This is a genomic window from Listeria sp. PSOL-1, assembly GCF_902806445.1.
In the GTDB taxonomy this organism is placed as follows: Bacteria; Bacillota; Bacilli; order Lactobacillales; family Listeriaceae; genus Listeria.
Genome location: NZ_LR760298.1, coordinates 1234790 through 1254279, shown reverse-complemented (window position 1 = coordinate 1254279; position 19490 = coordinate 1234790). Strand labels below are relative to the sequence as shown.

The window sequence follows — 19490 nt, the reverse complement described above, 5'->3', positions numbered from 1 at the left end:
GTTGTTGAATCGTGTATTTATGGGTATAATTAGTCTAAAGCTACTTCACTTCATGATTTTGACAATAAGAAAATAAAAAAAACAAAGTAGTAGCGTTATTGAAGGAGGATAACACTGAATGGCACGAAAAAGTAGAAATGGACGCAATTATCACTCATCCGAAGACGATCAGAAGACACAAAATGATTCTGAGAAAATGGATGAATTTAATAATGAATCACCTATGCTATCTCGATCAGACAGCAGGAGAGGTAAAAAGAAAACCGTTTTTCGCTATCCGTTACTTAATATATTAATCATTTTCTTTTTGCTCATTCCGATTGTCATTATTGTTGTTTTTCTTGCTGTACAACATGCTGGAACAAGCAGCAATGCAAGCGATGAACCAAAATCTAGTGTTGAAGTAAAGAAAAACGATAAAGCAAAAGAAAAAGCAGATCAAGAGAAAGCTGCTGAAGAAAAAGCGAAAAAAGAAAAAGCTGAAAAAGCAGACCAAGAGAAGAAAGCTAAAGAAGAAGAGAAAATAGCCGCTGAGAAGAACAAAGCAGACCAAGCGCAAAAAGAACAACAAGAACAAGCAGAACAGCGCCAAAAAGAAGAGCAACAACAAGCGGATGCTTTGAAGAAACAACGTGAACAAGAAGCAGCAGCAGAACAGAAAAAACAACAAGAAGCTGCACAAAATTCAGCAGGTAGTCATACTGTTCAACAAGGAGAAACATTGTGGCGTATTGCGACAAATGCTTATGGGGGCGCCGGTGCAAAAGCGGGTGTTGAAAAAATTAAGCAAGCCAATGGTTTATCCGGGAATTCTGTTCCAGTAGGGACAAAATTAAAGATCCCTAAATAAAATAAGATTCATTTAAACGCGACAAATCGAGCGAAGGGGTCTCGATTTGTTTCGTTTAAAAGGCTAATTTGAGGTGGAAAAATGGCAAAAGTAGCGCTAATAACGACTGGTGGTACAATTGCAAGCAAAAAAACAGCATCTGGGAAGCTTGCATCTGGCGAACTATCAGGTGAAGAGTTTGTTAGCTTATGTGAGCTACCAAAAGAAATTCAAGTGGATATTTATTCAACTTTTCAACTACCTTCTATGCACATTTCTTTCCATGATTTGCAAACACTAAAGCGACTAGTAGAAACGATTCACATGGATGAAAGTTATGATGGCATCGTTGTTACACACGGGACGGATTCACTAGAAGAAACAGCTTATTTCCTAGATTTAGTCATTGCTGATTCAAGGCCAATTGTCGTTACAGGCTCACAACGTGGCCCAGAAGAAATGGGTACAGATGCTTACGTAAACATTCGTCATGCCATTTATGCTGCTTGTGAGCCCCGTCTAGACAACGTGGGGACTGTTGTTGTGTTTAATGAAAGAATTTTTGCAGCGCGTTATGTTAAGAAGGTGCACGCCTCAAACATTCAAGGTTTCAGTGCTTTTGGATTTGGTTATTTAGGAATTATTGATAATGATCAAGTTTTTATTTATCAGAAACCGATTGAGCGTGATTATTATGATATGAATCTTGACTTGCCAGAAGTAGTGATCATTAAATGTTATCTAGGAGCAAATGAGCTTTTTATTGATGATGCGATTGAAAATGGTGTTCGTGGTATTGTTTTAGAAGGCGTTGGACGCGGGCAGGTAGCACCAAAAATGATGCCTGCTATTATTCGTGCGCTCGAGAAAAGGATTCCTGTTGTGATTACAACCAGTGCGGAAGAAGGGAATATTTATACCGCATATGACTATGAAGGAAGTACATATGACCTTTACAATCGTGGTGTCATTTTAGGGAAAGACTATGATAGTAAAAAAGCAAGAATGAAGCTAGCGGTTCTTTTAGCTTCCAAAGAGACAGTCACACAGGCCGATTTTAGCTAGTTAAAGAGAGGAAAAAAGATCATGAAAAAGATTTGTATTGCGATTGACGGTCCAGCTGCTGCCGGAAAAAGCACGGTTGCGAAAATTGTTGCAAAGGATTTACACTTTATTTACGTTGATACTGGAGCGATGTATCGTGCGGTGACTTTCGCTGCTTATGAGGCTGGAATTCAGTATCAAGATGAAAAGCAACTTTTTGCTTTGCTAAAAAAAATGATCCTTCGCTTTGAGCCGGGTAAAATTCAGCAAGTATTCATAAATGATAAAAACGTTACGGAACTGATTCGTAGTTTAGAAGTAACAAACCATGTTTCCATTGTCGCTGCCCATCCGCTTATTCGTGAGGAGCTGCAAAAAAGACAACAACAATTAGCTGAATTAGGTGGTATTGTTATGGATGGACGTGATATTGGCACGGCTGTTCTTCCATATGCCGAGCTTAAAATTTTCTTGCTAGCAAGTGTAGAGGAGCGTGCTGTTCGTCGTTTCAAAGAAAACCAAGCGAAAGGTTTTCCTGGTGACTTGGAGCAATTGAAAAAAGAGATTGAAGCACGGGATCATTTGGACTATACAAGAAAGCATTCGCCACTTAAAAAAGCTAAAGATGCTATTCAGGTCGATACAACGTCAATGTCGATCAACGAAGTAGCTAATGAAATTTTAACCTTAGCTAAAGTAAAAATGGCTTAAAAAAACTAGTGATATAAAATTCAACTAAATTTAATAAATTTGTATTATAGTTGTTTTTTTTATATAAATACAAGGAAAGTGTGCAAATATGTTGTTAAAAAAGCAATGATTATTTTGAAAATCGGATTTTTTAATGATTTATTTTTTGCCGGGGGCTTGACAAATAAGCCAATTTGTAGGAACTTAGAGTAGAGGATTTTTTCTGTTCCAGTAGTTAAAATTCTTACTAGGATTTCCTTGCAAGTAATCAGTATGACACATGCACGTAACGTTTTTCTAACTTTATGTTGATTATATTTGTTGGGACCACCCAGCTTTTGTCATGAAGGTTGATTAGAAGTGGAGTACTTCTTTTGCTGCGACAGGAAAGTCCTAAACTCGATAAACGAATTGAGGAGGGCTACACATGTCTGAAGAATTAAATAATGTGGAAGTTAAGAGCTTTGATGAAGGAGATAAAGTAACCGGTACAGTTACTAGCGTTGAGGATAAACAAGTTTACGTTGGAATTCCTGATAGCAAACTGGATGGTGTTATTCCGATTAGTGAACTTTCCAATGTACATGTGGAATCAGCTTCTGATGTAGTTAAAGTAGGCGATACATTAGATTTGATTGTTACAAAAGTAGAGGAAGATATTCTTGTTCTTTCAAAACGCAAGGTAGACGCAGAAAAAGCAGTAGATGAAGTAAAAGCAAAATTTGAATCTGGTGAAGTTTTTGAAGCTGTTGTAAGCGATGTTGTAAAAGGTGGACTTGTGGTTGATCTTGGTGTCCGCGCTTTTGTTCCAGCTTCTTTAGTCAGCAACCGCTTTATTGAAGATTTCACTGATTACAAGGGAAAATCATTAACGTTTAAAGTTGTTGAATTTGAACCTGAGAACAATCGAGTTATTTTAAGCCATCGCGCTATTGTTGAAGAAGAAGAAGCCGCTAAGAAAAAGGAACGATTAAGCGAGATTAAAGAAGGAGATATCATCGAAGGAACCGTTGAACGCCTTGCTAAATTTGGTGCGTTTATTGATTTAGGTGGTGTTGACGGGCTAGTCCATGTTTCACAAATCTCCTACCAGCATGTTGCATCTCCTAGTGACATCCTTTCAGAAGGTGAAAAAGTAAAAGTGAAAGTCATTAGTGTTGATCCTGAAAATGAACGCATTTCGCTTTCCATTAAAGATACGCTTCCTGGACCATGGGATAATATCTCTGAGAAAGCACCAGTTGGTTCTGTGTTAAAAGGAAAAGTGATGCGCTTAGTTTCTTTCGGTGCTTTTGTAGAAGTATTTCCTGGTGTTGAAGGATTGGTTCATATTTCTCAGATTTCACATCAACATATTGGCACGCCAAACGAGGTATTAGAAGAAGGCCAAGAAGTTGAAGTCAAAGTATTAGAAGTTGATGAAGCTGAGAAACGTTTATCTTTAAGCATTAAAGTACTTGAAGACGAGCCGGTTTCTGAACCAGAATACGAAATGCCTGAAGAAAACACTGGTTTCCAAATGGGAGACTTAATTGGTGATAAGCTTAAAGGGATTAAAGATAGTAGTGAAGATAAATAAAAATAAGATCCTTTCTGTCTAGGCAGAAGGGGTCTTATTTTTTATTGATCATAAGCAGCAATAAAGTGAGCACAAATCACAATAAACTTTAATTTACCAAAACGATGTACTTTGTGATAAGATAAAAAAGATAGATATAAGTTTGTGAAGGGGTAAAAGTATGGAACAAGTCGATAAAGAAAAAATTGCTCAAGCAGTTAAGATGATACTTGAAGCTGTTGGTGAAAATCCAGAGCGCGAGGGTCTGCTTGATACACCAAAAAGAGTAGCACGAATGTATGAAGAAGTATTTGCTGGACTTAAAAAGGATCCCACCGTTCATTTTGATACCGTTTTTGAAGAGGAGCATGAGGAACTCGTTCTTGTGAAGGACATTCGTTTTTCATCGATGTGTGAACACCACTTAGTTCCGTTTTTTGGCGTTGCGCACGTGGCTTATTTACCGCAAAATGGAAGAGTTGCTGGGCTTAGTAAGTTAGTACGCGTGGTTGATGATATAAGTAAAAGGCCACAATTACAAGAGCGGATAACAACGACTGTGGCTGAAATCATGATGGAAAAATTAAAGCCGCTTGGTTGCATGGTGGTTATTGAGGCTGAGCATATGTGTATGACGATTCGTGGCGTAAACAAAGCTGGGGCAAAGACAGTAACAAGTGCTGTTCGAGGTGCTTTTCGTACAGATGATAAGCTTCGCAGTGAAGTCATGGCGCTTATTAAAGCATAAATAAGTAAAATGCAGCAATCAGATGTCTAGATTGCTGTTTTTTTTGTTTTTTATGTTATAATTTATGTTAGATGAAATGAACAATTAAAGGAGAAATTCAAAAATGACCTATCAAGGGAGCAGAGTGCAGCTGAAGGAAGTGGAGCAATTGGTGGAAGATCAAACTTTATATCAATTTTTAAACGACCATTTTGAAGGACCTAAAACCGATAAAACGCAAATGCTGTGGCTGCATGAAGCAATGTGTGATCGTGATTCAGGACTCTCTGAAACAGAGCGGTATCGTGTGGTAAGCGCCACATTATACGTGATTTTAGCTCATGATACGCATGACGTCATTGATGAAATAAATGATACGCATAAATTAACAAGAGAACAACGAGAATTAACCGTTCTTGCTGGTGATTTTTATAGTGCACTTTATTACAAAACAATGGCTGAACTCAAAATGACTGATTTATTAGCTGTTTTGCAGCAAGGAGTCCAAAAGACAAATACAGCAAAGGCAAATGTGTATCAATTAAATGTTGCAACGGATGCGGAATTAATGGAACAACTTGTTGCAACAAAGGCGGCCATCTTTGCCGAATTTGCGCGTTATTTTAATAAAGATGAAGCATTTATCGATTTTGCAAGCAAGACCATTTTGCTCAAACGCTTGCTTCAAGATAAAGCTTTTTATGTGGAAACGAAAACAAGTTTATTATTAAAAGCATATGAACATGGTTATTTTGCTAAAGCAGGTGTAGCGCAATTTGAAGATTGGTTAACACAAATTATTGCAGATGTAAAGGTAGAATTAAACAAGCTCCTATCAGCATATGAAGGGTTTTCGCCTGCGCTTTTAACCCATTTGAACGAGCTTTTAAATGCTGAATGAAAGGAGGCGATTTAGCGTGACGGAAACAAAAGAGGAAAAAGTACATAAAGTGTTTGAAAAAATTTCAGCTGATTATGATGTCATGAACAGCATTATCAGCTTTAAATTACACATTCATTGGCGCAAACAAACAATGGAGCTTATGCGTGTGAAAAAAGGGGCCAAAGTACTTGATGTATGTTGTGGGACTGCGGACTGGGCGATGATGTCAGCTGAATATGTTGGTAGCAACGGTGAGGTTATAGGACTTGATTTTAGTGAAAACATGCTTGAAGTTGGTCGTAAGAAAGTAGCCCAAGCTGGTTATACAAATGTTAAATTAATTCATGGCAATGCAATGCGGCTTCCTTTTGCTGATGATTCTTTTGATTATGTTACAATCGGCTTTGGACTTCGGAATGTCCCTGATTATTTAACGGTTTTAAAAGAGATGTACCGCGTTTTAAAGCCAGGTGGAGAAGCGGTTTGTCTTGAAACGAGCCAGCCGAATATACCGCTTTGGCGGCCACTGTTTAATGGCTATTTCCGTTATGTTATGCCGCTTGTCGGCAAACTTTTTGCGAAAAGTTATCATGAGTATAGTTGGTTACAAGAATCGACGCGAGCATTTCCCAATATGGGAGCATTGTCGGATATGTTTTATGAAGCAGGATTCGCTCATGTTCGTTATATTTCACATAATGGTGGCGTGAGTGCCTCTCATTTTGGTGTTAAAAAGAAAGAACAAATTGGTGACCACAAATGAATGTTAATTTTTTATATGTAAATGCACAAAAGGACATTGAAAATATTGAGCGTGTGTTAACCAAAGCTGTCGGTGATACAGATAGTGATATGATTTCTGAAGCAGCACTACATTTGCTTAAAGCTGGTGGCAAACGTATTCGGCCGCTTTTTCTGTGCTTTTCATCTAGACTTTCAAAAGAAGCGGATCCTGAAGAAGTAAGGTACGGTGCGGCTGCGATTGAGCTTATTCACATGGCGTCCATTGTTCATGATGATGTAGTCGATGATGCTGCGGTACGAAGAGGGCGACCAACGATTAAAGCACTTTGGGGGAATCATATTGCTATGTATACGGGGGATTTTCTTTTTGCTAAATCGCTAGAATATATGACGCGATTAAAAGATCGACGTGCTCATTTAATGCTTTCGAAGGTAACGGTTGAGCTTGCTATTGGTGAAATTGAGCAAATTAAAGATAAATATAATTTTGAGCAAAGTGTAAAAACGTATTTGCGGCGAATAAAACGAAAAACGGCACTTTTAATAGCAGCTAGTTGTGGACTTGGAGGTATCATTGGTCAATTGCCAAATCGGTTCGATGAAAAACTCTATTTATTTGGCTATTATGTTGGGATGGCTTTTCAAATTTCTGATGATATCCTTGATTTTGTTGGAAGTGAAAAAGCAATCGGTAAACCAGCGGGGGAAGATTTACGCCAAGGGAATGTTACTTTACCAGTTTTTTTTGCGATGAAAGATCCACTTTTAGCTAAACGAATTGCTTGTGTAACAAGTGAAACAAATTCTGATGAGATGAAAAGAATCATTCAAGCGATTATCGACAGTGGTGCGATAAAAAAAGCAGAAGAAGTAGCAACAGCTTATTCGAATAAAGCACTTCAGATTTTGAACGAACTTCCACAAACGAAAGAATTAAAACCATTAAGACAAGTCGTAAGCGCATTAAATAAACGCAGTCATTAAAGGAGGTCTTTTGATGGAAAGAACTTATATGATGATCAAGCCTGATGGTGTTGAACGTGGTTATATTGGTGAGATTATTTCTCGCTTTGAGAAAAAAGGGCTCAAGCTGGTTGGGGCAAAGATGTTACAAATTACCCCTGAACTAGCGAAAGCGCACTATAAAGAACACGCAGGAAAACCGTTTTTTAATGATTTAATCACCTTTATCACGTCAAATCCTGTTTTTGCGATGGTACTTGAAGGTGACCATGCGATTGAATTCGCACGTAAAATGATGGGAAAAACAAATCCGGAAGAAGCAAGTGCTGGAACCATTCGCTTTGATTATGCACTTCATATGAATCGGAATATTATTCATGGCTCAGATAGCCAAACTTCTGCTGAAAGAGAAATTGCTCTTTTTTTCAATCCAGAAGAACTTGTACATTATCAAAAAGCGCTTGATGTTTGGCTTTAAAAAACAAGAAGATGCGAATTTTAGGTAGTAATGCTTTTTATTTCCTAATTCGTGTCTTTTTTGCGGTTTGTGATGCAAATTTTCTTCATTTTTTGCTATGATGGATAAAAGACTAGAAGGTTGTTTTCTTGATAGTGGTATGTTAAAATCGTACATATATACTTTAAAGTGCTAAAATATTTTTAATAAAAATAGCATTTAATCATGAAGGGATGAGGAAAAAATGAGATATTTGACAGCTGGGGAATCCCACGGGCCTGGACTTACAACGATTATTGAAGGACTGCCAGCAGGATTGCCACTTCTTAGTAAAGATATTGATCACGAGTTAAGACGACGCCAAGGTGGTTATGGTCGCGGTGCACGAATGCAAATTGAAAAAGATCAAGTACAGATTACAGCTGGAATTAGACATGGTAAGACACTTGGATCTCCAGTAGCGTTATTTGTTGAAAATAAAGATTGGAAACACTGGGAAAGTGTGATGAGTGTTTCCCCCGTTTCAGAAAAAAAAGAAGCCTCACGTAAAGTCTCACATCCACGTCCAGGGCATGCTGATTTAGTTGGAGGAATGAAATATGGGCATCGTGACATGCGAAATGTTTTAGAACGTTCGAGTGCACGGGAAACGACAGTACGTGTAGCAGCGGGAGCTATTGCGAAAAAACTTCTTCATGAACTTGGGATTGAAGTTGCTGGGCATGTCCTTGAAATTGGAGGAACGAAAGCTAATTTAACAAAAGATTATACAATAACAGAGATTAAGACGATCTCAGAAGCTTCCCCTGTTCGTTCTTTAGATGCGAATGCCGCGGAAGAAATGATGCAAAAAATCGATGAAGCGAAAAAAAATGGCGATACCATTGGTGGTGTCGTAGAAGTGGTTGTTAGCGGTGTGCCTGCTGGACTTGGAAGTTACGTGCAGTGGGATAAAAAATTAGACGCTAAAATCGCACAAGCGCTGGTTAGCATTAATGCGTTCAAAGGTGCTGAATTCGGCGTAGGATTTGAAGCAGCGCGTAAACCTGGAAGTGAAGTAATGGATGAAATTATTTGGTCTAAAGAAGCTGGTTATACACGTCGTACGAATAGTTTAGGTGGTTTTGAAGGCGGGATGACAAATGGCATGCCGATCGTTGTTCGTGGCGTGATGAAGCCGATTCCAACGCTATATAAACCGCTTAAGAGCGTTGATATTGACACGAAAGAAACGTTTAAAGCAAGCGTTGAACGTTCAGATAGTTGTGCTGTACCGGCTGCAAGTGTTGTTGCTGAAGCTGTTGTTGCTTGGGAAATAGCCGTTTCCGTTTTAGAAAAATTTGATGGCGATCGTTTTGATAGGTTAAAAGAACAAATAGCAGAATATCGGCAAATGACAAAGGAGTTTTAATCATGGCTGAATTAACAATCAAAACAAAGAGCAAAGCTTATCCTGTTTATATTGGGAAAAATATTTTCCAAGAAGTTGAGTTAGATTTAGCAGCTGAACTTTCTACTTATTCAAAAGTATTTGTCTTAACAGATCAACATGTTGCTGACCTTTATTTAGATAAAATAGAACATCTACTTGCAAGTAATGAAAATGTCGTCTATTATGTCACACCAAATGGGGAAGAAGCAAAAACGTTTGCTGTCTATGAAGACATTATCACAAAAGCCATTGAAGCGGGGCTTGATCGTAAATCTGTTTTACTTGCTTTTGGTGGCGGTGTAATTGGGGATCTTGGTGGATTTGTTGCTGCAACTTACATGCGTGGTATTCCTTTTTACCAAATCCCAACGACGATTTTAGCGCATGATAGTGCTGTCGGTGGAAAAGTAGCGATCAACCATTCACTTGGGAAAAACATGGTCGGCGTATTTTATCAACCAGAAGCTGTGATTTATGATACGTTTTTTTTGACTTCATTACCTATTCGCGAAATTAGATCTGGTTTTGCTGAATTGATTAAACATGCGTTGATTAGTAGTGCATCTTTGCTAGAAGAGTTGATGAAAACCTATCAAAGTGAAGCCGATTTTTATGAAAAAGATATGACGCCCTTTTTATTAAAGGGAATTCAAGTAAAAGCCGAGATTGTGGCAAAAGACGAGAGAGAAGAAAGCGTTCGTGCTTTTTTAAATTTTGGACATACATTTGGTCACGCGCTTGAAGCATATGGTAATTATGGCAGGTGGCTGCACGGGGAAGCTGTGATTTATGGAATGATGTATGCGCTCCATATGAGTAAGATCGCTTTTTCATTACCGTTTGACCTGGATCGTTTTATCGGTTGGCTTAAAGGATTAGGCTATATTACTGAACTCCCACAAGACGTTTCATTTAATGAGATTTACCAGCACATGTATCGCGATAAAAAAACAACTTTTGCTGAAATCAAAATGGTCCTTTTGCATGATATCGGACAAGTGGACATTTTACCAATCCAGACAGAATTAGCAGAAACAACATTTGACCAAATGGAACGAGGGGGAAACTAATATGCGGGCAATACGTGGCGCAACAACCATCACAGAGAATACGGCTGAAGAAATTTACAAAGCGACAAGTGAACTCTTTCAAACCATTTTATTAGAAAATGGGATTCAAGATGCGGAAGAACTTATTTCTGTTATCATTACGGTTACTGAGGACGTTACAGCAGCTTTTCCAGCACGTGCGGTAAGAGAAACAAAAGGCTACGAACTTGTACCAGTGATGGGAATGCAAGAAATAAAAGTTCCCGGAGCACCTCTTAAATGTATTCGTTTAATGGTTCAAGTGATCTCAGATAAAAAATTAACGGAGATGAAGCATGTTTATTTACATGATGCCGTCCGTTTACGTCCTGATCTTTCCAGAAAGAAGTGAATAAAAAATGAAATGGAAAAAAACATTGACCGGCTTGCATTCCTATAAACCAGGTAAGCGAGAAGAACAAGTAATGGCAGAACTTGGTTTGACAAAAATCACAAAATTATCTTCTAATGAGAATCCTAATGGTTGCTCAGAAAAAGTAAAAACATTACAATCTCAGCTCAATCGTTCCACTGAGATTTATCCAGATGGTTGGGCTACTGAACTACGCGAAATGGTTGCAGGTTTTTATAATGTTTCTGAAGAAGAGTTGATTTTTACTGCAGGGGTAGATGAATTAATTACGATACTTGCACGAACGCTTCTTTCACAAGAAACGAATACGGTAATGGCTGTACCTACTTTTGTTCAATATCGTCAAAATGCGCAAATTGAAGGTGCTGAATTACGTGAAATCAAATTATTAGAAGATGGATCTCATGATTTGCCTAGCATGCTTGCTGCTATTGATGAGAAAACAGCCATTGTCTGGCTCTGTAGTCCTAACAATCCCACAGGTAACTATATCACTTTAGCAGAAGTCATTCATTTTTTAGAAAAAGTCCCTAGTGATTGTCTTGTTGTCCTTGATGAAGCGTATATTGAATATGTTGATCCTGTGCCAGAGCCGCATGTACATTTAATTCGGCGCTATAAAAATTTAATTATTACCCGTACGTTTAGCAAAATTTACGGCTTAGCAAGTGCACGGATTGGTTATGGAATAGCGGATAAAGCCATTATTGGGCAGCTAAACATTGCAAGGCCAGCGTTTAACACGACGATGATTAGCCAAAAATTGGCTAAAGTAGCATTAATGGATCAAGAATTTGTCGCCAAATCTCGTAAAGAAAACCGTGCTGGAATTGCACAATATCAAGAATTTTGTGCTCAGTATGAAGAAGTTACAATGTACCCGGCATATGGAAATTTTGTCTTACTTGAATTGGATAGATCGGCTGAAGAAATTTTTAGTTATTTAGAGCAAAATGGCTTTATTACACGTTCTGGGCGTGGACTTGGTTTTCCGAATGCGGTGCGCATTACGGTTGGCAAAAAAGCAGATAATCAAGCAGTGATTGAATTGTTAAAAGCGTTGTTAGAAGAAGGAGGACAATCTAAATGGAGGGAAATGTATTGATTGTTGGCTTGGGGCTCATTGGGGGCTCCATTGCGCTTTCAATTAAAGAGGCTCATCAAGCAGCGCACATCATTGGGATTGATGTGAGTCATCGTTCGCTTGAAGCTGGGATCACGCTTGGAATTATTGATGAAATCGGAGAAAGTCTTATCATTGATGCAAAGCGAGCAGATCTCATTATTTTCTGTTGTCCGGTAAAAGAAACAGAAGAACTCCTTAAACATTTACCAAAATTGAAATTAAAACCAGACGTTCTCGTGACAGATACTGGTAGTACAAAAGGAAGCATCATGGAAGTAGCAAAAAACTTACAAGCATCAGGCATCCATTTTATCGGTGGTCATCCGATGGCAGGCTCGCATAAAAGTGGCATTACTGCAGCTAAGAGAATGCTATTTGAGAATGCTTATTATTTGCTCACACCAAGTGAAACCACTGACCCAAAACAATTAAAACAACTTAAGCAATGGTTGATTGGAACAAAGGCTAAATTTTTGACGCTTTCTCCTTGTGAACATGACCAAATTACAGGAATGTTAAGCCATTTACCGCATATTGTTGCGTCTGCTTTAGTGAATCAAACCAGGCGATTTACAGAAAAACATTCTGCTGCATTTCGCTTAGCAGCTGGTGGGTTTCGGGATATTACACGGATTGCCTCCTCTGATCCACGCATGTGGACAGATATTTCGCTTAGCAATCGTCTTGTCTTAAAAGAACAGCTTACGCATTGGCGAGATCATATGAATGAAGCTCTTTTGATGATTGAAAAAGCAGATGGAAAAGCGCTGTATCACTTTTTTGATCAAGCTAAGGAATTCCGTGATTCACTTCCCGTACATGAGGGTGGAGCCATTCCAGCGTTTTATGATTTATTTGTTGATGTTCCTGATATGCCAGGAATTATTTCAGAAGTAACAGGATTTTTGGCAGAAGAAGAAATTAGTTTGATTAATATTAAGATTTTAGAAACACGTGAAGATATTAATGGAATTTTACAAATCACATTTCAAAATGAAGAAGACAGGCAAAAAGCGAAAGATTGTATTGCGAAAAGAAGTAACTATCCATGCCATTTTGAATAAGGAGAAAAAACAAATGAAATTAATAACAAATAAAATTGCTTTAAATGGAACGATTGAAGTACCAGGAGACAAATCGATTTCACATCGAAGTATCATGTTTGGTGCGCTTGCAAAAGGAAAAACAACGATCCGCCATTTTCTCTTAGCAGAAGATTGCTTAAGCACGATAAAAGCTTTTCGCAGTTTAGGCGTGGCGATTGAAGTTAGTGAACACGAAGTAACGATTGATGGCGCTTCTTTTTCGCATTTAAAAGCGCCAAAAGAAAGCCTTGATGTCGGGAATTCAGGCACAACGATTCGCCTTATGATGGGGATTTTGGCTGGACAACCTTTTAAAGTAGAGCTTTTTGGTGATGATTCGCTTGCTAAGCGTCCTATGAACCGCGTTATGCTCCCTCTTAGAGCAATGGGTGCAAAACTAGATGGCAAAAATAATTCTGAATTTGCTCCTATTACCGTTTTAGGGACAACGCATTTAAAGCCGATTGAATATACGATGCCTGTTGCTAGTGCTCAAGTAAAGAGTGCTCTTATTTTTGCAGCGTTACAAGCAAGCGGTGAAACAGTGATTTATGAAAAAGAAAAAACACGTGATCATACAGAACAGATGATTCGTCAATTTGGCGGGAAAATTACGACAGAAGGATTAACAATTAAAGTAGAAGGTGGCCAAACTTTTATTGGGCAGAATGTTACGGTGCCAGGAGACATTTCATCTGCGGCATTCTTTCTTGTCGCAGCGTCTATTGTGCCACACTGTGAAATCAAGTTAATTAACGTTGGTTTGAACCCAACGCGGACAGGTATTTTAGATGTTTTAAAAGAAATGGGTGGGGACTTCACCATTCATCAAGGGGAAAGCGACGTCAGCGAACCAGTTGGAGATATTATCATAAAAACTGCCAAACTGAAAGCTACAACTATTTCTGGTGAGATGATTCCGCGTTTAATTGATGAACTACCAATCATTGCGCTTTTGGCCACACAAGCTGAGGGAACAACGATCATTAAAGATGCTGCTGAATTAAAGGTAAAAGAGACGAATCGAATTGATGCCGTTGCAACCGAACTTACCAAAATGGGTGCAGTCATTACACCAACAGAAGATGGCTTAATTATTCACGGAAAAACGGCACTTAAAGCTGCCAAAGTGACGAGTTATGGTGATCATCGTATTGGTATGATGCTCCAAATTGCAGCGCTTCTTGTTCAAGAAGGTGAAGTTGAATTAGAGCAAGCTGATGCTGTCAATGTATCTTACCCAGCGTTTTTTGATGACCTTAAAAGTTTGTCCTAGAGCGTGCTTGTAAACGAATGTCACAATAGCTTCATTAGTTCATGTGAAATGATGAAGCTAGACGGTTTTTTAAAATACAGAAAATTTTGGCGAATATGGTGAAAAATGAAATGCCATATTGTGGTTACATGATTTTTTTCGTTAAAATAAAAGCTTTCTGAAGTTAAATGCTTCTTAAGTTTCATCTTTAAACGACATAAAAGGCACTTTCTTTTTTTTCATTCCAGTTTAATGCTATAATAAAAACTCATAACTGATAATAATGAGGGATGGATTAATGGAATTTGCTGAAAAAATGCTCCATGCTTTAGAACATGAAGACATGCAGGCTGCAAGAAAATATTTTGATCAAGCCATTCAAAATGGAACAGATGAAGAACAATTTTTCTTAGCTGAACAGTTGTTTAGCTTAGGTTTTTTAGATGAAAGTGAGGATTTATATGAATTGCTTTTAGCTAAATATAAGGATGAAGGGGAGCTACTTGTTCGTTTGGCTGAAGTGGCTCTTGAAAAAGATGAGTTGGATAATGCACAAGCTTATCTTGAAGGTGTAGCTATAGAGGATGCGGCATATTTGGAAAGTTTGCTTGTCTTGGCTGATTTATATCAAATCCAAGGGCTGTTTGAAGTAACAGAGCAAAAGTTATTAGAAGCGAAAGACTTAGCACCAAATGAGCCAGTGATTGACTTTGCTTTAGGTGAGTATTATTTAACGCAAGGGCGGTTTGCTTCTGCTGTGACTTATTACCGCGCTGTTTTAGCGTCAGGCGTGACAGAATTTGGTAGTAGGGGTATTTCCGTTTATGAGCGGATTGCAGAAGCGCTCTCTGCAAGTGGTGCTTTTGAAGAGGCCTTGCCTTATTATGAAAAAGCACTTGCAGAAGTTGAATCTCTTGGTACTTTATTTGGTTTTGGGCTTACAGCTTATCAGGCAAAGGAATATGTAAAGGCGATTCATGCCTTAGAAAAGTTAAAAGAGCAAGATCCAAGTTACACGACACTCTACCCTTACCTTGCAAAAAGTTACAGCGAGAATGGGCAAAAAGAGCAAGCTTTAGAAATATTTAAAGAAGGTCTGAAGCAAGATGAATTTAATAAAGAACTCTTTTTCGAAACAGGAAAAATGGCAGAGACTTTAGGGGATTTATCTTTAGCAGAAGAAGCTTACCGCCAAGCCTTAGTGCTCGATGAAGAATATATTGAGGCCATTCTTGCATTAAATAAGCTTCTCCTTTTAAAAGAAGATTATACTGGTTTAATTGAAATCAATGAAGCCCTTAGCCAAGAAATGATTACGGACCCTCAGATTTTTTGGGATTTAAGTATCTCTTATCAAGAAAATGAACAATATGATCAAGCAAGCGAAAATTTTGCCTTGGCTTATCCATATTTTAAGGAAAACAGCACATTTTTAAGAGAATATGGTTTATTTTTACGAGAAGAAGGGGAAATTCTTAAAGCTACACAAATTTTGAAAGAATATTTGCAGCTAGTTCCGGAAGATGAAGAAATCATTGATCTTATCCGCGAAGAGAACTAGTTAATCATGCTGAAAGGGGCTTAAATCATTATGAAGGCATCTATTTCGATTGATGAGAAAAAAGATTTTATTCGTTGGTTGTTAAACCATTATCAAATGAAGATGCGCGAAGCTATGTGGGTGTTAAATTACGTTTCAGGTCATGATCAAATCATCCAATATGTTCATTTTGTTGATGATTTAAGTGGTGTTTCAAGAGGGCTTATTTTAGCGGCAGAAGGTTCTTCAGGGGAGCCATTCCGTTTCTTTAAAGGCAATCTTGCTACATCTGATCCGGAGAAGGCTTTTCATGATATTCGTTTAAACTGGAATGAAGACTTGTATATTCAGTTAGATTTTGAAAATGCAATGAATTCACCTGAATATGCTTTGGTTAGAACAGATAATCCGCATTTAGGTTTACAACTTAACGATGAGGAAAAAGAGCTTGCAAAGAAATTTTTAGATCAAACGAGTTTATTTTTTTCGAAAAAAAATGTGTTAGAGAAGATTGATCAGGCGTTAGATGAGAAAGACCGAGATGCCTTTTTTAAACTAGTGCGTATTTATCATTCTTTAACGAACAAGAAATAAAAAATTAAAGTCAAGATTGCTTTCTTATTTAGGGCGATGTTGACTTTAGTACTTTTTAGAAGAGGAGAGTCTTGTATGTATGCGCTACTTGTCAATCGTGCTTTTTTACGATTGCTACTTGTCATTAATTTTTTAGGTGCGATTTATGGTTATATTTGGTATCTGCCACAACTTCAAATAACGCCGCTTAGATATTGGCTTTTTGTGCCTGATAGTCCAACTGCGATATTATTTTTCTTTTTTACGTTGGTCGCTTTTTTAGCAAAGAAGCACTGGCCATTGATGGAAGCTTTGGCTTTTGTTTGCTTACTTAAGTATGGGATTTGGGCAATTGGTATGAATATTGCGCTGATGATTCAAGAACATGCTCTTATTTTTGCAAGTATCATGCTTTTAATTAGTCATGCTTTTATGGCAATTCAAGGTTTTGTTTATGCTCCTTTTTATCGTTTTCGCCTAAGTCATTTTATGATTGCGGCAGTATGGGTGTTACATAATGATGCGATTGATTATTTATTTGGGCAGATGCCTATTTATATGGGGATGGAGCACTTCTCGGCAATCATTGGCTACCTAACATTTTGGCTTACAATCGCTGTTCTTTACCTCGTTTATGAGAAATGTCTAAAAAAAGACCATCTAAAATTAGAGTTTCCTCATAATAAATAAAGAAGATTGAGTGTTTACTTATCATGGATTATAATAAAACTAATGGCAATTAGGTTTACTAATTGAAGATTTTATTTAGGAGGATATTTACTTATGTCATTGACAGCCTATCTTATTTATTTTGTTATTGTTGCTGCCATACCGCTTTGGGCACAACTTCGAGTAAAATCGACATACGCAAAGTATTCGCAAATTGGTGTTCAAAACGAAATGACAGGAGCAGAAGTGGCGCGTATGATTTTAGATCGCAACGGCTTAACTGATGTTCCAGTTCGAGCAACAAGCGGTGTTTTAAGCGATCATTACGATCCGCGTAAAAAAGCCGTTTATTTATCAGAAGACAATTATAAGAAGCATTCGATTGCTGGGGCGGCAGTTGCTGCTCATGAAGTTGGGCATGCTATTCAAGATAAAGAAGGTTATTCTTTTATGCGCTTGCGTTCGGCTTTAGTCCCTGTGACAATGTTTAGCTCAGGTGCTTCGTGGATTTTCCTACTGATTGGATTGATTGCCACATTACCTAATATGCTGTTAATAGGTATTGTATTAATGACAGCAGGTGTGCTTTTCCAAGTGATCACACTTCCAGTTGAATTTGATGCAAGTAAGCGAGCACTTGTTCAATTAGAAGAAGGTGGCTTGGTCCATTCAAGTGAGCTACCACAAGCAAAGAAAGTGTTAAGTGCTGCTGCGATGACTTACGTTGCTGCAATGGCAGTTGCTATTCTTGAATTGCTTCGTTTATTGCTTTTATTTATGGATATGGTTCGAGATTAATTGCTATCGGGGCCGAGATATCAAACGATTTATCGCTTAGAACGCTTTTTTAAGCACAATAAAACGTGCTCATGCGAGTCTGAAGGCAGATGTTTCTTGCTGATTGCGATCGTTCATATCTCTGCCTTTTTATATTACATTAAAAAAGGGGTCTTTAAATGAAATTTGATGTCATTGTTGTTGGCGGCGGTCCTTCTGGCTTAATGGCAGCGATCCAGGCAGCTAAACGCGGTGCTGCCGTTTTACTTATCGAAAAGGGGCAGAAGTTAGGCCGGAAGTTAATTTTATCTGGTGGCGGGCGCTGTAATGTAACGAACAGACGGCCTGTAGACGAGATTATCAAGCATATTCCTGGGAATGGTCGCTTTTTATACAGTGCTTTTCATGAATTTAATAATGAAGATATTATTCGTTTTTTTGAAAATTTAGGGGTTTCGTTAAAAGAAGAAGATCATGGTCGAATGTTTCCGGTATCGAATGACGCTCGGTCCGTTGCAGAAGCTTTAATCCATCGCTTAAAGCAGTTAAATGTTAAAATATACACAAATACAACTGTTAAAAAATTGATTTACGAAAAATCTGCTACTACAGGTGTTATCCTTCAGTCAGGCGAAAAAATTTCAGCTAAAGCCGTGATCGTTGCTGTTGGTGGAAAAGCTGTACCGCGAACAGGTTCTACTGGTGACGGCTATGCTTGGGCAAAGGATGCGGGTCATACAATTACAGAACTGTACCCAACGGAGGTCCCGCTTATATCAGAGGAAACGTTTATTAAACAGCGCTTACTGCAAGGTATTTCGCTGCGTGATGTTTCACTTTCTGTCTTAAATCAAAAGAAAAAACCGGTGATTACACATCAGATGGATATGATTTTTACACACTTTGGCATATCTGGTCCAGCAGCGCTTAGATGCAGTATGTTTGTCCAACGGGAATTAAAAAAACAACAGCCAGTTATGATGAAACTGGATCTTTTTCCAGAACTGTCATCTGCAGAAATCATGCAAAAGGTTCTTTCATTGTTAAAAAACAGCCCTAAAAAAGCTTTGAAAAATGCCCTTCATTCTTTGGAGCAAGAGAAGCTATTATTATTCTTACTTGCGCAGGCAGAACTTGATCCAGAGCAAGTTTGTCAACAAGCCAGTCCTAAACGGTTAGAAGTCTTTTGTGCTTTGCTTAAAGATTTCCGCTTTTTTGTTTCAGGAACGCTTAGTTTTGATAAAGCATTTGTTACTGGTGGAGGTGTTTCAGTTAAGGAAATCATTCCGCAAGAAATGGCTTCAAAATGTAAGGATGGGTTATATTTTTGCGGAGAAATTCTTGATATTAATGGGTATACAGGTGGTTATAACATTACTTGTGCGCTTGTTACTGGTTACGTGGCAGGAGAACATGCGGGGGAGAGAGCATACACGAAATAAATCGGCGACAAGCGCTCGCATTGAAGCGGTTTGCCAGACTTCCGGTTCTTACGTACAGTCGTACGCTCCGCTTCCGGGTTCTGGCAAATCGCTTCAATGCAAACGCTTTCGCTCGATTTGTCGTATTCGGAATGTAGAGCTTACGCTATATTTTTAGCTGAATTGCATGATGTTCGGGATTTTTTTGCATTGAAATTAAATGAAGACGAGTGCTAATTCTTCTGTTAACATGGCT

General features: G+C 38.2%; 20 protein-coding genes. All 20 read left to right on the top strand.

Annotation, left to right across the window (positions count from 1 at the left end; all coding sequences use genetic code 11):
* Positions 1–118 precede the first annotated feature (118 nt).
* The 20 genes from G6Q10_RS06090 to G6Q10_RS05995 all read left to right on the top strand — a co-directional run bounded on the left by G6Q10_RS06090 (position 119) and on the right by G6Q10_RS05995 (position 19255).
* Positions 119–850 (top strand): LysM peptidoglycan-binding domain-containing protein, encoded by a 732-nt coding sequence (locus tag G6Q10_RS06090; protein WP_163654215.1) that lies wholly within the window; start codon positions 119–121, stop codon positions 848–850.
* Between the two features lie 81 nt (positions 851–931).
* A complete protein-coding gene (locus tag G6Q10_RS06085) occupies positions 932–1894 on the top strand; it encodes an asparaginase (RefSeq protein WP_163654213.1) in 963 nt (320 codons plus the stop codon).
* An 18-nt stretch (positions 1895–1912) separates the two neighbouring features.
* A complete protein-coding gene (gene cmk, locus G6Q10_RS06080; RefSeq protein ID WP_163655779.1) occupies positions 1913–2584 on the top strand; it encodes a (d)CMP kinase in 672 nt (223 codons plus the stop codon).
* Between the two features lie 406 nt (positions 2585–2990).
* Positions 2991–4142 (top strand): 30S ribosomal protein S1, encoded by a 1152-nt coding sequence (rpsA, locus tag G6Q10_RS06075; RefSeq protein WP_163654212.1) that lies wholly within the window; start codon positions 2991–2993, stop codon positions 4140–4142.
* Between the two features lie 160 nt (positions 4143–4302).
* Complete coding sequence (gene folE / locus G6Q10_RS06070; protein WP_163654211.1) at positions 4303–4869, top strand: GTP cyclohydrolase I FolE; 567 nt, start codon at positions 4303–4305, stop codon at positions 4867–4869.
* A gap of 103 nt (positions 4870–4972) precedes the next feature.
* On the top strand, positions 4973–5749 hold the full coding sequence (locus tag G6Q10_RS06065; RefSeq protein ID WP_163654210.1) for a heptaprenyl diphosphate synthase component 1: 777 nt from the start codon (positions 4973–4975) through the stop codon (positions 5747–5749).
* A 16-nt stretch (positions 5750–5765) separates the two neighbouring features.
* Complete coding sequence (locus G6Q10_RS06060; RefSeq protein WP_163654209.1) at positions 5766–6494, top strand: demethylmenaquinone methyltransferase; 729 nt, start codon at positions 5766–5768, stop codon at positions 6492–6494.
* The gene (gene hepT, locus G6Q10_RS06055; protein ID WP_163654207.1) at positions 6491–7459 is read left to right on the top strand and encodes a heptaprenyl diphosphate synthase component II; all 969 of its coding nucleotides are present in this window, start codon (positions 6491–6493) and stop codon (positions 7457–7459) included. Before G6Q10_RS06060 ends, hepT begins: the two co-directional genes overlap by 4 nt.
* Before the next feature lie 13 nt (positions 7460–7472).
* On the top strand, positions 7473–7916 hold the full coding sequence (gene ndk, locus G6Q10_RS06050; protein ID WP_163654205.1) for a nucleoside-diphosphate kinase: 444 nt from the start codon (positions 7473–7475) through the stop codon (positions 7914–7916).
* 223 nt (positions 7917–8139) lie between these two features.
* Positions 8140–9306 (top strand): chorismate synthase, encoded by a 1167-nt coding sequence (gene aroC / locus G6Q10_RS06045; protein ID WP_163654203.1) that lies wholly within the window; start codon positions 8140–8142, stop codon positions 9304–9306.
* 2 nt (positions 9307–9308) lie between these two features.
* Positions 9309–10397, top strand: coding sequence for a 3-dehydroquinate synthase (gene aroB, locus G6Q10_RS06040; protein WP_163654200.1), 1089 nt, complete (start codon positions 9309–9311; stop codon positions 10395–10397).
* A 1-nt stretch (position 10398) separates the two neighbouring features.
* Positions 10399–10767, top strand: coding sequence for a chorismate mutase (gene aroH / locus G6Q10_RS06035; protein WP_163654173.1), 369 nt, complete (start codon positions 10399–10401; stop codon positions 10765–10767).
* 7 nt (positions 10768–10774) lie between these two features.
* Positions 10775–11893, top strand: coding sequence for a histidinol-phosphate transaminase (gene hisC / locus G6Q10_RS06030; RefSeq protein ID WP_163654170.1), 1119 nt, complete (start codon positions 10775–10777; stop codon positions 11891–11893).
* Entirely contained in the window at positions 11875–12978 is a 1104-nt protein-coding gene (locus tag G6Q10_RS06025; RefSeq protein WP_163654167.1) for a prephenate dehydrogenase, read from the top strand. Before hisC ends, G6Q10_RS06025 begins: the two co-directional genes overlap by 19 nt.
* A 13-nt stretch (positions 12979–12991) precedes the next feature.
* The gene (gene aroA, locus G6Q10_RS06020) at positions 12992–14275 is read left to right on the top strand and encodes a 3-phosphoshikimate 1-carboxyvinyltransferase (RefSeq protein WP_163654165.1); all 1284 of its coding nucleotides are present in this window, start codon (positions 12992–12994) and stop codon (positions 14273–14275) included.
* 277 nt (positions 14276–14552) lie between these two features.
* Positions 14553–15815, top strand: a complete 1263-nt coding sequence (locus tag G6Q10_RS06015; RefSeq protein ID WP_163654162.1) for a tetratricopeptide repeat protein — start codon at positions 14553–14555, stop codon at positions 15813–15815.
* A 30-nt stretch (positions 15816–15845) separates the two neighbouring features.
* Positions 15846–16388 (top strand): ReoY family proteolytic degradation factor, encoded by a 543-nt coding sequence (locus tag G6Q10_RS06010; RefSeq protein ID WP_163654159.1) that lies wholly within the window; start codon positions 15846–15848, stop codon positions 16386–16388.
* A 75-nt stretch (positions 16389–16463) separates the two neighbouring features.
* Positions 16464–17057, top strand: a complete 594-nt coding sequence (locus G6Q10_RS06005; RefSeq protein ID WP_163654156.1) for a DUF1405 domain-containing protein — start codon at positions 16464–16466, stop codon at positions 17055–17057.
* 93 nt (positions 17058–17150) lie between these two features.
* Positions 17151–17834: a zinc metallopeptidase gene (locus tag G6Q10_RS06000; RefSeq protein ID WP_163654154.1), complete on the top strand. Its 684-nt coding sequence runs from the start codon at positions 17151–17153 to the stop codon at positions 17832–17834.
* Between the two features lie 158 nt (positions 17835–17992).
* Entirely contained in the window at positions 17993–19255 is a 1263-nt protein-coding gene (locus tag G6Q10_RS05995; protein ID WP_163654151.1) for a BaiN/RdsA family NAD(P)/FAD-dependent oxidoreductase, read from the top strand.
* Positions 19256–19490: the final 235 nt, after the last annotated feature.